Origin of the sequence: Apibacter sp. B3546, assembly GCF_009827885.1 — a bacterium.
Classification (GTDB): domain Bacteria; phylum Bacteroidota; class Bacteroidia; order Flavobacteriales; family Weeksellaceae; genus Apibacter.
Map to the genome: position 1 here is coordinate 124,866 of NZ_WINW01000004.1, position 14,401 is coordinate 139,266.

At 29.6% G+C, this 14,401-nt stretch carries 15 protein-coding genes; 3 read left to right on the forward strand and 12 right to left on the reverse strand.

Annotated features, from left to right (window positions below):
* Positions 1-7 precede the first annotated feature (7 nt).
* The 5 genes from GFU93_RS03795 to GFU93_RS03815 all read right to left on the reverse strand — a co-directional run bounded on the left by GFU93_RS03795 (position 8) and on the right by GFU93_RS03815 (position 3,510).
* On the reverse strand, positions 8-301 hold the full coding sequence (locus GFU93_RS03795; RefSeq protein WP_160542245.1) for a hypothetical protein: 294 nt from the start codon (positions 299-301) through the stop codon (positions 8-10).
* Entirely contained in the window at positions 302-1,276 is a 975-nt protein-coding gene (locus GFU93_RS03800; protein ID WP_160542246.1) for a ribonucleotide-diphosphate reductase subunit beta, read from the reverse strand.
* Between the two features lie 299 nt (positions 1,277-1,575).
* Positions 1,576-2,451, reverse strand: a complete 876-nt coding sequence (locus GFU93_RS03805; RefSeq protein WP_160556528.1) for an NAD kinase — start codon at positions 2,449-2,451, stop codon at positions 1,576-1,578.
* Between the two features lie 15 nt (positions 2,452-2,466).
* Entirely contained in the window at positions 2,467-3,123 is a 657-nt protein-coding gene (locus tag GFU93_RS03810; protein ID WP_160567405.1) for a CBS domain-containing protein, read from the reverse strand.
* A gap of 51 nt (positions 3,124-3,174) precedes the next feature.
* Positions 3,175-3,510: an MmcQ/YjbR family DNA-binding protein gene (locus GFU93_RS03815; RefSeq protein ID WP_160556526.1), complete on the reverse strand. Its 336-nt coding sequence runs from the start codon at positions 3,508-3,510 to the stop codon at positions 3,175-3,177.
* Between the two features lie 106 nt (positions 3,511-3,616).
* Here GFU93_RS03815 and GFU93_RS03820 point away from each other — a divergent pair, with 106 nt between their 5' ends.
* Entirely contained in the window at positions 3,617-4,861 is a 1,245-nt protein-coding gene (locus GFU93_RS03820; protein ID WP_160567407.1) for a D-alanyl-D-alanine carboxypeptidase, read from the forward strand.
* Here GFU93_RS03820 and GFU93_RS03825 read toward each other — a convergent pair whose 3' ends face one another.
* From GFU93_RS03825 to rbfA, 7 genes are all read right to left on the reverse strand, one after another.
* A complete protein-coding gene (locus GFU93_RS03825; RefSeq protein ID WP_160567409.1) occupies positions 4,862-5,980 on the reverse strand; it encodes a hypothetical protein in 1,119 nt (372 codons plus the stop codon).
* A gap of 140 nt (positions 5,981-6,120) precedes the next feature.
* Entirely contained in the window at positions 6,121-6,714 is a 594-nt protein-coding gene (locus GFU93_RS03830; protein ID WP_160567411.1) for a hypothetical protein, read from the reverse strand.
* Between the two features lie 17 nt (positions 6,715-6,731).
* Positions 6,732-9,152 (reverse strand): TonB-dependent receptor domain-containing protein, encoded by a 2,421-nt coding sequence (locus tag GFU93_RS03835; RefSeq protein WP_160567413.1) that lies wholly within the window; start codon positions 9,150-9,152, stop codon positions 6,732-6,734.
* 114 nt (positions 9,153-9,266) lie between these two features.
* Positions 9,267-9,590: a hypothetical protein gene (locus GFU93_RS03840; RefSeq protein WP_160567415.1), complete on the reverse strand. Its 324-nt coding sequence runs from the start codon at positions 9,588-9,590 to the stop codon at positions 9,267-9,269.
* A 77-nt stretch (positions 9,591-9,667) separates the two neighbouring features.
* Entirely contained in the window at positions 9,668-10,591 is a 924-nt protein-coding gene (galU, locus tag GFU93_RS03845; RefSeq protein WP_160567417.1) for a UTP--glucose-1-phosphate uridylyltransferase GalU, read from the reverse strand.
* A gap of 162 nt (positions 10,592-10,753) precedes the next feature.
* Complete coding sequence (locus GFU93_RS03850; protein ID WP_160567419.1) at positions 10,754-11,935, reverse strand: ABC transporter permease; 1,182 nt, start codon at positions 11,933-11,935, stop codon at positions 10,754-10,756.
* 3 nt (positions 11,936-11,938) lie between these two features.
* Positions 11,939-12,298 (reverse strand): 30S ribosome-binding factor RbfA, encoded by a 360-nt coding sequence (gene rbfA / locus GFU93_RS03855; RefSeq protein ID WP_160542256.1) that lies wholly within the window; start codon positions 12,296-12,298, stop codon positions 11,939-11,941.
* A 397-nt stretch (positions 12,299-12,695) separates the two neighbouring features.
* Here rbfA and GFU93_RS03860 point away from each other — a divergent pair, with 397 nt between their 5' ends.
* Together GFU93_RS03860 and GFU93_RS03865 are read left to right on the forward strand one after the other, a co-directional pair.
* Positions 12,696-13,565, forward strand: a complete 870-nt coding sequence (locus GFU93_RS03860) for a mechanosensitive ion channel family protein (protein ID WP_160542257.1) — start codon at positions 12,696-12,698, stop codon at positions 13,563-13,565.
* Between the two features lie 301 nt (positions 13,566-13,866).
* On the forward strand, positions 13,867-14,400 hold the full coding sequence (locus tag GFU93_RS03865; RefSeq protein ID WP_105297421.1) for a MarR family winged helix-turn-helix transcriptional regulator: 534 nt from the start codon (positions 13,867-13,869) through the stop codon (positions 14,398-14,400).
* Position 14,401: the final 1 nt, after the last annotated feature.

Sequence of the window (14,401 nt, forward strand, 5' to 3'; positions counted from 1 at the left end):
ATATATATTAATCTAATCTTTTAACCATTAATTCTAATTTACCTTTTAATCCGGTTTCATTATTTACTGCCATTCTTCTTAAAAAATACCCGTTATCTTTTCCTTCTTCATCAATAAAAGGCATTTCATATATTTCAGATAAAGAAAATGCTCGAAGATATCCTGAAATTATTTCTACTAACTCCTCCCATATTTCTATATGACGATCTCTGTCTTCTAATTTGGTAGCAATTTCTCTTTCGATGGTTGCATTAAAATCAAGATATATAAAATTGGCTTTAATTAAATAAAAATCTCCCATTTAAAATAAATCGTTTTCAGTTATACTTTTATCATATTTGGTATATTCGGTAGGTCTTTTCGCAAAAAAGTCGTCCAAACTATTGGCAAATACTTCCTCTTCAAACCATGCCATAGGTTTATATTGCTCTGGTGTAACATGATACAACCGTTCCATTCCTATTTGTTGTAAGCTTTCATCTACCCTGAATTTCATGAAGTTTAGGAGATTTTCTTTTTCAATTGAGTTTACTTCTCCTTTCTCAAATATCCAATCTAATATTTTACCTTCAATGATGATTGAATTCTTAACGGTATCTTGAATGTGCTTAATGGTATCTTCATCGAAAAAGTCGGGATATTCTTCTTTAATTTTATTAACTAAATAGATTCCCGCATTGGCATGAATTTGCTCATCTACCGAAGTCCAACCAATGATATTGCTAACATTTTTCATCAGACCTTTAAATCTTGTAAATGATAAGATTATGGCAAATTGACTGAATAAAGATACATTTTCAATAAGAATAGTAAATAAAATAAGTGATACTACGTATTTTTTTCGGTCATCGGATTTAGCATATTTTAATGCATTATCTAAGTATTCCACTCTTTCCCTGATAACGGGAATTTCCAACAACTTTTCGAATTCATTATTATATCCCAAAACCTCCAGCAATCTTGAGTAAGCTTCTGAATGTCTAAATTCACATTCCGCAAACGTACTTCCTAATCCATTGAACTCCGGCTTTGGAAAATGCTGATATATATTTCCCCAAAAACTTTTTACAGCAACCTCAATTTGGGCAATTGCTAATAAACTGTTTTTGATTGAATTTCGCTCTCTGTCTTCTAAATGCGAATGAAAATCCTGTATATCGGCAGTAAAATCTACTTCTGAGTGTACCCAATAGGCATGATTGATTGCCTCTGTAAATTGTAAAATTTCAGGGTATTCAAAAGGCTTGTAATTAATTCTTCTATCAAATATTGACATAATCCTTAATTTATTTTTCTTTTTTTAATAATTTTTACTTTATTTTTAAAAGACAGAAAATTCTTTATAAGAGCCGGTCTCGTGTATAATTTTTAACATATACAAACTCTTATATTCAAATTTTATAATCTTATGATTTTTATAATTAACTTTCTTTCAATTAATTAATTCTTTTGTTTTAGGCACTTACTATGTATTTAAAATTATAAATATTTAACATATTTGACCCTAGAGAATTTCAAAAGATATTAAGAAGTTATAAACACACAATTTTATTTTGAATTGAAAAAACAAGTTTTTTAATTCCTCGAATCAGTTCCCCATTTTAATTTTTCCCGAAGATTTTTAAAATAAGAATAATTATTATACTTGACTATTTTTATTTTAAATGGTGCTTTTTTTATGATTATTTCATCGTCTATTCCTACCGTATTATATCGTGAATCAAGACACAAGGAATATTTTTCCGATCTACTATGAACTTTCAACCGTATTTCTACATCATCTTTTAAAATTAATGGTCTTACATTTAAATTGTGCGGACAAATTGGGGTAATAACTACTATATCGGCTTTAGGATAAATGATGGGACCTCCACAACTTAAAGAATAGCCCGTTGAACCGGTAGGTGTGGATATAATTAAACCATCTGCCCAAAAGGTATTCAGAAATATATTATCTACATAGGCATCTATGGTTATCATTGAGGTTGTATCCTTACGCATTACTGCAGCTTCATTTATGGCATAAGGCAAGAATTTATGAAAATTACTTTTCACTTCTAATACGGAGCGTTCACTTATAGTGCAATTACCATCTAAAATATGGGGCAATTCCTTTAAAAATTCATTTTTCTGAAATGTGGCTAAAAATCCTAATCTTCCTGTATTGATTCCCACAATCGGAATATTAGATCCTTTAATATAAGCCACGGTTGACAAAATAGTTCCGTCTCCGCCAAAAGTAAATAATAATTTGGTTTCTTTAGGAAGCCCTTTCTTTTTAGTGAAAGGAATAAAGCCGGGATTTTTTAATCCTAACATTTCTTCTAATTCCTTTACGTAGGATTCATATACATAAATGGTTATACCTTTTTTTTCTAGTTGTTGAAAAAAAGCCGAATAAAGTTCATAATCTTCTTTGTGAACTACTTTTCCATATACACCTACTATCATTGAATTATAATTAATTTATACTTCCATAAATTTTTGCAATTGATCAAATCTCTCTTTTAAAAGATCTTGCTTGGAATCTTCAAAGTATTTGTTGGAAATTTGATATCCAAATCTCTCGAAAGTATCTCCAATGGAACTTATATTTTCTGCACTAATCTTAAGTACTATTTGAGTTGAGTCTTCATCTGTATTGACTAATAACATCCCTAATATCCTTCCATTATTGCTTTCTACTATATTCGCTATTTCACTGGTAGAATATTTTTTTATAGGAGTCGTTATGATCATATAAACTCCATATTCGGTAGTAAACTGAAAGGAGGCCAATTCATCAATAACTGTTTCTTCTAATACTACTCCCAAAAATTTTTCTTGGTAAGATAAGATTGGAATTATATTAGTTTCATTTTCGCTAAAAACGCGTAAGGAATCAAAAAGTATAGCACTATCAAGTAGATAGAACTGTTCTAAATCTAAAAGATGATCTTTTAATGATTCTGATTTATCTAAATCTCTAATGATATTTAAACCTATATTTCCTTTTACTCTTCCTTTACTTATAACAGGATAATGGCTAACTCCCAGATCAATCATTAATTGCTCTGCTCTTGCAACGCTGTCATTTTCATAGAGAGTTAATACATCATTTGAAATATAATTGGTAATTATCATTATGCTAAGATATAATAAGATTTTTGAGTAACCAAAATTTTAAAATTTTGTTCATCTCTTTTTAGTTATTTTTTTAAGCACCTCTGTATAAGATAGTTTAATAAGATTTTTTATAAAATCATCCGTTAAATTTCCATTCATAAAAACTGTATTCCAATACTTTTTATTCATGTGATATCCGGGTTGTATTTCCGAATAATTTTCTCTTAACTCCAATGAATATTCTGCCTCACATTTTAAAATTATTTTAAAATCCGGATCATATAGATTAGTTAATGCAAACATCTTACCCTTTACTTTGAAAACTAAAGTTTTTTCATCAAAAGGCAAACATTCTTCCACATCTGAAAATTGTAAACAATATTCTCTAAATTCTTCGATATTCATAGATTGATTAGCTTAAATTTTAAAAATTTTAAATTTAAGATAAAAAATTAGATTATAAGATTTCATATTAGTACATTTGAATGAAATGCTATAAATTAGTTATCATATGAAAAAAATATTTTTTATAGTTTATTATATTTTGATAAGTATATCTCTTTATTCACAAAAAACATTTTTAATTAAACATTTTGATTCTGATTTTTATGCAAAACAGTGGGCCGGATTTTATTTATATGATCCTGTGCAAAAAAAGGAAATTTTTAATTATAATGGTAGTAAGTATTTTATTCCGGCATCCAATGTAAAAATTTTTACCTTATATACCGGATTGAAATTAATTTCTGATTCTATACCTTCCCTAAAATATGTTTCCAAAAATGACACGCTTTATATTTGTGGAACAGGAGATCCAACTCTATTGGAACCCTATTTTAAACAAAATAAAGTAATTAAATTTTTAAAAAATCGAAAAGAAACTATAGCTTTATTTACAAAAAATTTTGATGATACTATCTATGGCCCCGGTTGGTCTTGGGAAGATTATAAAGAATATTTTTCACCTGAACGCACTTCTTTTCCTATGTACGGAAATTTAGTAACTATTTCTTCACCAACTCAAGTATATCCCTCTTATTTTATAAATGATGTACTATTGGACCATAAAGAAATTGTAAGAGATTTAAGAAAAAATAAGTTTCATTACTCCGATAATAAAAAAATGGAGATACCCTTTATTACTTCCGATTCGTTAACTAAAATACTACTGGAAAGGGAACTAAATAAATCCGTTTATTTAACCGAAAAATTTCCTGTTGAAAAACCTTCCTATTTATATAGCATACCCGGCGACAGTTTATACAGGAGAATGATGGTTGTAAGTGATAACTTTTTAGCAGAACAAATTCTTCTGATGGGAAGTCTTTCCATTTCAGATAAACTTAACAGTTTCTCTGCAATACATCATATGTTGTCTTCTTATTTAAAAGATTTGCCACAAAAACCCAGATGGGTTGATGGATCCGGTCTTTCCAGATATAATAATTTTACTCCTAAAGATATGGTTTATGTTTTAACTAAGCTCTATGAAGAAATCCCGTATAAAAGATTAATTTCTTTATTTCCGGCAGGAGGTGTTAGTGGAACTTTAAAAAATAATTATAAAGGGAATCCGCCGTATATATTTGCAAAAACAGGAGGAATGAAAGGAATATCAAACCTGAGCGGATATTTAGAGACCAAATCGGGAAAAGTATTGATATTTAGCTTTATGAATAACAATTTCCAAGATCCATCCGGTGAAATAAAGAAACAGATGGAAGAAGTATTGGTACATGTGAGAGATTTTTATTAATCAATGTTTTACAGCACATGTGGATATTTGCGTAGGAATATTTCTGCTAAATTCAATTCCAAATCCAAGTTCTCCGTAATCATTCCTCCCCCATCCCCATAAGCTCCCATCTTCTTTGATGCCTATACTATGCTCAAAACCGGCGGAAACTGTTTTCCATTGGGAATGATCCAATAATACGGGGAGATTTTTATTAACTTGGGTTCCGTCTCCTACTTGTCCGCTATTATTCTTTCCCCATCCCCAAAGTGAACCGTCTTCTTGTATGCCTAAGGAATGGTATTCTCCTGCAGCAACCATTTTCCATTTAGAATGACCGATACGAACAGGAAAATCCTTATCCCGATTGGATTTATCTCCTAATTGGCCAAATTCATTATATCCCCAAGCCCAAAGGCTACCATCTGCTTGAATTCCTAAAGTATAGTCAAATCCGGACGTAATGTATTTCCATTTACTGTAACCAATTCGTATAGGAATAGTCGAATATTTAAATTGGTCAGTACCTAACTGACCGTCTTCATTATTACCCCACCCCCACAATGTCCCGTCTTCCTGTATTCCCATACTATAATTAAAACCGGCCGTTATAAACTTCCATCTTGCATTTCCTATTTTAATTGGTTTATTTTTATCGTCGGTGGTGCCATCTCCTAACTGACCTTCTTCGTTGCTTCCCCATGCCCATAAAGAACCGTTTTCTTTTATAGCTAATGAGTGATATTCTCCGGCGGAAACACTTTTCCAATTGGAATGATCAATTTGAACCGGATAAATTTTAGTAAAATTTGTACCATTACCCAGCTGACCGTTTTCATTCAATCCCCAACCCCATAAAGAACCATCTGATTTTATACCTAATGAATGATTGTAACCGGAATACACTAATTTCCATTTTTTGGAAGGATCCACTTCGGCAGGAAGGGATTTGTTTTGGTCGGAGCCGTCTCCTAACTGGCGTTTATCATTTTTTCCCCAGCCCCATAAGGTGCCATTATTTTGTATACCTAAACTGTAATAATTTTTTACTGAAATTAATTTCCAGCAAGCATTAATTTGTGCATTTACATCAATAACATATATACCTGCAAATGCCAAAACTATACAAATAAATTTCATACAACTTTTGCTTCCCTGTTTTTAAGCGTACGTAACGGTAAATATAAATTTCTCAATCAGTAATTGAGATTTACTTATCAAAATAAATTTATATTATAAACAAAAGTTGTATGTTATTTATTGTTATATAAACAATTTTTTTATTTTATATCTTTATTTTTTACTGTGAAGTGAGCTTCTAAATCAATTTCTCCACCTAATAAAGCTGCAGAAGTGGCTTCAGGGTCTTTTTTTGCCGGTTGATGCAGTAAATAAATATACACCGTTGAAAAAGCTTGATCCTCTACGGTCCAGACCGTATGATGTCCTAACTTTCTGCCTAATGTATCAATATTATCATGATCAGCATAGGTAATGCTTAACCCTTTAGAATCAACCTTCTGATAAAATACAAAATGATCATCGGCATCTTCAATAAAAATTTCATCGGTCACATCGTGTAAATGATTTTCATGTTGTGAATAAAATTTTATTTCAACATTATACGTTCCTGTGGGTAAGCTAATATCCGTAATCGGTATTTCGGTGCTTCCTTCCGGTACTTCGTAAACATATTCTCGAATTAAATTTGGGTCTGAACTATTTCTAAATTGCAATATCACCTTTGACATTTCATCGTGATCGTGTTCCGGTAGGGAATTTAAAATGTCATCTCTGTCATGGGAAGAACAAGAAAAAATAGTAACTAAAAGTAAGGTTAACGGTAACCAAAAGATTAAATTTTTAATTTTCATATATGTATAGTATATTTTTAAAAGTTAAATTGTATTTTTAATAAAAAGCTTCTTCCGCTTTCGTCCGTATAATAACGCAACCGATTCATATAATCTCTGTATGCGGTGTCAAAAATATTTTTTACACCTAATGAAATATTCATCGTGTGTATGGTTGTAATATCGAATGAAAAACCGGTAATAAAATCAAATAGCTGATAAGCAGCAGGAGGAGAACTAATATCTAATGTTTCCGAAACCACTGCTCCATTTCTCACTATGTCAATTTCAAAATTATAATTAGGAAAGTGCGTTTGCTTAAACACCGAAGTGGAAGTAAGTTTTGCAAAATAATTTCTCCATTTTTTATTTTTATATTCTATTGAATTGACCCATTGCAAGGGAGGCATGGAAATTAAGGACGTTTTATTTTTTATATCTTTTCCTCTCAAATAAGAAAAATTAGTAGAAAATTTCAATGGTCCCAATATTTGATAATCAGCCATTACATCGATACCATAAATTTTAGCATTGGTTTGTTTATATTGCCAAACCGGAAATGCTCCTCTAATAGTATATTCTGCACTTACAGGAATAGAGTTTATAAAGTCATTTATATAATTATAATAAGCCGTTAATTCAAAAGTTAGCTTATTATCCAATCCAAACCCTTTATAGGTCGTCATGAACTTATTAGACTTCTCATTTTTTAAGTCTAAGTCTCCCAATTCAATAGCTGCAGCTGAATGATGCAATCCGTCGCTAAATAATTCACTTGGGTTGGGTGCTCGACTGCTTAATGAATAATTGAATGTAATTTCATCAAACTTTCCCAACTTTAATTTTAAGCCTAAAGTAGATGCAAAACCGTTATAGGTAAGAATTGGATTTACCAAATAATTAAGACCGGTATCTTTAAGTATTTTTTTTGAATATTTTTTATCGTAACCCAAAGATACCCATCGGCTTTTTTTATAAAATTTTAAAGCATCTATTTTTTGATGATCAAATCGTATTCCTCCTTCGATTAGTAATTTTTTACTAATATTAAAATATTCAATCCAATAGAAGGAATAATTATTTTTTTCATAAAAGGGGATTAATGGACTTACGCCGGTACCAGTATTTGGAAAATTTTCTTGATAAGAATAGCCGCTTCCTAATTTTGTTTTAAGCTTAGTATGGGCAATCGATTCGTAATCTAAATTAAGAGTATGTGTAGTTAAATCCAAATTGAGAGATGCCTTGTCGGCAAACTCGCTTCTTCTGATATCATATTCTTTCCGATTATTAAATTGATATCCGTACACTAAACTTAATTTACCAAAATTAAAATTATAATGAGTATTGAATTTAAATAAATTATGCTGAATTTTCTGTTTAGGCGCATCTATTTTCATCGTAAAATCATCAATGACTAAGGGTTGTTTATTATTGATGGCATTTAAAAGATTTTCCAGGTTACCTACATGCGCTGCTTTTAAAATACCAGTGTCTGAACCGAAATAACTATAGAATAATTCTATGCCGTATTTTCTTTGATTTTTACCTACTTGAATTGAAAAATCATTTTCTTTAAGCCCCGTATTAGACATAATATAATCAGGCGCAGATAGATCTCCGGATCTTTTATAAGTACCTTGTAAGCGCATAGCCCATCCTTTTTTCCATCCTTTTTCAATTTGGGCTGTAGTATTTCCTCCTTTGCCATTGGAAACATAGGAAGTTATAAGACTTCCCGTAAGAGTATCTTTTGTATATAATTTTTTTGGTTCAACCAATACGATACCCCCGGTAGCATCGCCCGCATATTGTAATGCTCCCGCTCCTATAATGATTGAAATGGAATTGGCAACATTAAGATCAATATCCGGAGCATGTTCAACACCCCATTGTTGATCTTCCTGCCTTATGGCATGATTGAATATGGGCACACGGCTGCTATGCAATCCATGAATAATTGGTTTAGCTATATTATTTCCCGTTTTTAATATACTCACTCCCGCTATCGAAGCTAATGCACTAGCTAAGTTAGTATCCGAAAATTCATTAATTTGATTTTTAGTTAATTTATTTTCTGTTGAAGTTTTAGTTTTTCCTAAAGATTTTCCAACGGTTACTATTTGTTGTAATTCTTTTTCTTTACGTTCTAATGAAATATCTTGATTTAAATTATTCTTTACTGTTATTTCTAACGTTTGAGAACTATAGTTAGGATGTGAAATGATAAGTCGATACATTCCTGGACAAACATTGGAAATTGTATATTCTCCGGATAAATCAGTTATTGTTATGGATTCTTTTCCATTAGTTGCTATGAGCTGTATAGAACCGTTTTTTATTCCACGAGTGGAATGTAAATCGGTAAGTTTACCTTTAATATGCAAGGTACATTGAGCATACGATTTTATATTTAATAAAATAAGAAATGTAAAAAAAACGTATATTGTCTTTTTCATAAAATAAATAATATAAGGTATGACTTAATTGAAAAAAGTTATATCCTTTAAAAAAGATATAAATACGGATATTTTTTTTATTTTTATTGAAAAATCCGCGTCATATTATTATTTTTATGAAAATATGGGAGGTGGCCTGTTGAAATAATTAGATTTATTTATATTTTTATAAAATATAAAGGTATAAATATCTTCAGGGTGATTAATTATTTCAGAGTGATGATGAAGTATAAATGTTGGGTCTTCCGCTACATCAAATAATTGATATTTTCCTAAATGAAAAATAGTATGACATTGTTGGCAATGATCATGACTAATTTTGTTTACTTTATGTTGTTCTAAGTGAATATATTCCTGTATAGAAAATATCTTAAATACGAATAATATCGAAAATAAAAGATAGATAATTCGTATTTTATTGGAATGAAGAAATTTCACTTTAGATAGTATAAATTATTTGGAAGCAAATTTAAATAAAAAAAATCTTTCATGAAGTTGAAAGATTTTTTATTTTATTATTTTTTGCTAACTACAGCTAATTTTTCTTTTTCTGCAATTTGTTTTTTTTCAAGTTCTTTGCCCAATTCAATAATGTAGTCATGCAAACTATCTTTTATTTGTGGATGTACCAGACCATATTGAATACTAGTTTTCATAAAACCGAATTTATCTCCTACATCATAACGGGTACCGCAAAAATTACGAGCAAACACTCTTTGAATTTTATTAAGTGTATCAATTGCGTCTGTTAATTGAATTTCACCACCTGCTCCGGGAGCTTGATTTTCCAAAATACTAAATATCTCAGGTGTCAATAAATATCTACCGATAATTGCCAGATCACTGGGCGCATCTTCGGGCTTAGGTTTCTCTACAAAGTTGAGCACATTATACAACCCTTTTTCTATTTCTCTTTCAGGAGCGATAATTCCATATTTTGAAGTTTCTTCATGGGGAACTTTCATTACAGCAATGGTAGAAGCATAGGTTTTTTCAAAATCCATAATTAATTGCTTTGTTAGTGGTATTTTATCTTCCATTATATCATCTCCTAACATTACCACAAAAGGCTCATTACCTACAAATGCTTTTGCTTGTAATACAGCATGTCCTAATCCTCTAGGATGAGACTGTCTAATAAAATGTAAATTTATATCAGTCGTTTCTTCAACGAGTTTTAATAATTCCGTTTTATGCTTTTCTCTAAGATTAGCTTCTAATTCAGGATTGGAATCAAAATGATCTTCTATAGGTCGTTTTCCTTTGCCGGTTACAATTAAGATATCTTCAATACCGGAGTTTATAGCCTCTTCTACTATGAATTGGATAGTAGGTTTATCTACAATAGGAAGCATTTCTTTAGCCAATGCTTTTGTAGCTGGTAAAAACCTGGTACCTAAGCCAGCAGCCGGAATAACGGCCTTTTTTACTTTTTTCATAATTTTATAAATAACGGTTAAAAATAGCTAGTTCAATAAAATATATAAATGATTTATTTATGTTTGTTAATTCATATTTTATTTTATACAAATATAGAAAAAATGAACTTCAATTTCTTTCAATGAACAATATTAAATTAATTATTTAAATAAAAAAACATTTTAAAAATTTAATTTTCTCGACGATAAAAATGATACAGAAAATCCTATAAATAAAACAGTAATCAAGACAATAAGATAGTTAGTAAGATCGAATTTAACCGGAAATGGCATAAAAGGATTTGCCATGACTAATCCGAAATTAGATTGTAACCAGGTCAAAAAGGTTCCTAACACTAAACCTATAACTACTCCAAACATGGTAATGATAATTCCAATGGTAAAAAATAATTTTTTTAATCCTGAAATGCTATATCCCAGGGCAATAAGCGATTTGGATTGATATTTCTTATCCAATATTATAATAATAATAGCCCCCGCTAAATTAAATGAGGCAATTATAATTACTAAAATAAATATTAAATAAATAAACAATTGCTCTACTTTCATCATTTTTAAAAAAGAAGCATCTTGCTCTTGTCTATTTTGAATGATATAGTTCTTTCCCAGTTCGTCTTTTAATTGCTTTTGCAAGGATTTTACATTGTTCTTAACTTTTAATTCAATTGAAAAAGCACTATTAGGTGGTAAATTCAAAAGATTGCGTGATAACTGTATGGGTACAAAAATATAATTTTCATATTGATCATTTAAAGCAAATACCCCCGTCATATGCACCGTTGCTTTTTTAAATGCATCATCCGTATTAGATATCAATTTTTTTCCCGGCTTAGGCATATATAAAGAAGCGTAATATTCTTTATCAATAGGAACACCCAGACGATAGGCTAAAGCATTACCAAAAGCTGCTTCATTATCGGAAGATGTGTTAGGAAATTTACCCGCTTGAAAACAAGTATCGATTTTTACAACTTTCAAAAAATTTTCATCCACCCCTTTAAGATATGCTATTTCATCCTTTTCATAAAACAAAACATATACTTTCTCTTCTATGACTTTCGTAAATGCTTTAACTTCTGAATGAGAAGAAAGAATTTTTTCAACCCTTTCAATATCAGGCAAGGTTTTACCTGTTGCAGGTAAAATTCTTAGATCGGGATTTACATCACTAAAAAGTTTAATATTAAAACTTTCTAATCCACTAAACACCGAAAGGATAACAAACATAGCACAGGTAGCAATCGCTATGGCTGTTAAAGAAGTATACATAATGATACTTACAGCTTGAGTGCTCTTTTTGGATATAAAATACCTAAAGGCTATGTACCAGGATAGATTTTTCACAAATTACAAAATAGGATTTTCATCTTTGCCTTTTAAAGCTTTCTCTATCTTTTCAACTGTATCTAAGGTTACATCAAGATAAAATATCAATTCGGGAACTTGCCTTACCTGTTTAGCAATTCTATTACCTAAAATTTTTCTAATTTTTGGATTAAGAATTTGTATTTCCTTCATTAAGGCCTCTCTGTACTCTTGCGGATAAATACTTAAATAGACTTTAGCCACTCCTAAATCTGATGACACTTTTACTTCAGTAACAGATATTAGTATTTTAGAATTCATCTCCGCTGATTGTTTCCTAAAAATTTCAGCTAACTCTTTTTGTAATAATTGATTTATTTTCTTTTGTCTATTGCTTTCCATAACTATTTTACAAATTTAGATAATTTTAAGTACTGCAAAAATTTTAATTTTATAATCTTATTTCTATTTAATTTTTAAAATTATTTTACTAACACTACGTTATATCTATAATTTATATTAATTTATAATTAATAATTTTCATTTTATACGTATGAATTTTTATAATATACTATATGTATTTTAGTAATTAATTATCAAAATAAATAAAGTCCTATTAAATTAAACGGTAAATTATAATTTATCCGAAAAATTTGAAACATTCAACAAATAAAAATTTCAGACGGATAAACTGTTTTTAACTAATATCTTAACAACTCGAAGATTTAATTATAAAATAGTATTATTTTTGCTTATATATATAATAATGTATAATTAATAGATAATAAATAAATTAAAAATGAATTTGTACCAAGTAAATCACCAATCAATTTCCAATGAAATAATCAATCCCACAGCTATTGAAAAATTGCTAAATAAATTACTTGATTTGGTTTATGATCTGGGAATAAAAATTGTTACCTGCTTAGTGGTTTATTACCTGGGAAGGTTTTTAATAAAATGGATTGAAAAATTATTTCATAAATTTTTAGAAAGGAGAAAAATTGATCCTTCTGTCAAGTCATTTCTGGGAAGTTTATGTAATATTACTCTAACCATTTTGTTGGTTTTGTCCATAATTGGAATTTTAGGAATTCAAACCACCTCCTTTGCTGCATTAATTGCTTCTGCCGGTTTGGCTATTGGTATGGCAATGAAAGACAATCTTGGAAATTTTGCCGGAGGAGTCATGATTCTTTTTAACAAACCCATAAAAATTGGAGATCACATCTTAGCTCAAAATCAAGAAGGAGTGGTGCAATCCATTGGTATATTATATACAGTTTTAACCACCGGTGACAATAAAACCATATATATCCCTAACGGACCATTATCCACAGGATCCATACTTAATTTTTCAACGCAACCACAAAGAAGAATAGATATAACCATAGGGGTTGATTATGGAACTTCACTTCAAGATGTCAAAGACATTCTTAATGAAATTATCAGATCTAATACCTCCATACTAAAGTCTCCTGAACCTTTCATTGGATTATTAAAATTAAATGACAGTTCTATTGACTTTGTAATTAGGGTTTGGGTTGAATCATCCAACTATTGGCCTGTTTATTTCTTTCTTAATGAAAACATTTATGAGAAATTTACACATGCCAAAATTAATATACCATTCCCTCAGCTTACCGTGCATATGGCCAATGATAATTAATAGCTAAAACTAGCTTTTTAAAAATCTAGTTTCCTTTTAAACTAACTTAATTATTTTGAAAAATTTTACGAATGTCTTTAAAAATTTAAGTTAAAAATTTATTCATATTGTTAAAATAACTATATATTTGCACCGTCAAATATTTAGGTCAAATACATTTTGGCCCAGTATTTGATATTGTAAAACACGATTAATAAGCACACTTATTATATGGAAACTTATAAATTTAACAAACAATAATTTGCATTTTAGTAAGTATACATATTATATTTGCACTTTCAATTTTTGTTAACGAAAAAATATGCAAACTAATTATAAGGGATTTCTCCTAAATATCACCGATAGCGACAAAACAGGATTTCTGCTTTGGAAAGTAAATAATCTTTGGCAAAGAGAATTTAAAAAAAACTTTGAACACTTAGATTTGACACATAGCCAATTAGTATTGCTTTTATCTATTTTATGGGGAGAAACTAACCAAACTGAAGTAACTCAAAAAAGTCTTTCAGATAAAGCGGGTATTGATCCCATGACTACTTCTACCGTTTTACGAACTTTACAAAAAAAAGGCTTGATCAAAAGAAAATTTAATAAAAAAGATTCGAGAACTAAACTAATTTCATTAACAGAAGATGGAAAAACAATTATTAAAAATGCAACTAAGGTTATAAAAAAATTCAATACATCATTTTTTAGTTCACTAAAAGATCAACAAAACCAATTTCAGCAAAATTTGGTAACTCTTTTAGATGATGACATCTATGCTGATGAAATTAAACAAACCTGTTGTAAAGAATACGTACTTAATAATAACAATAATTTAGAAAAATCATAAA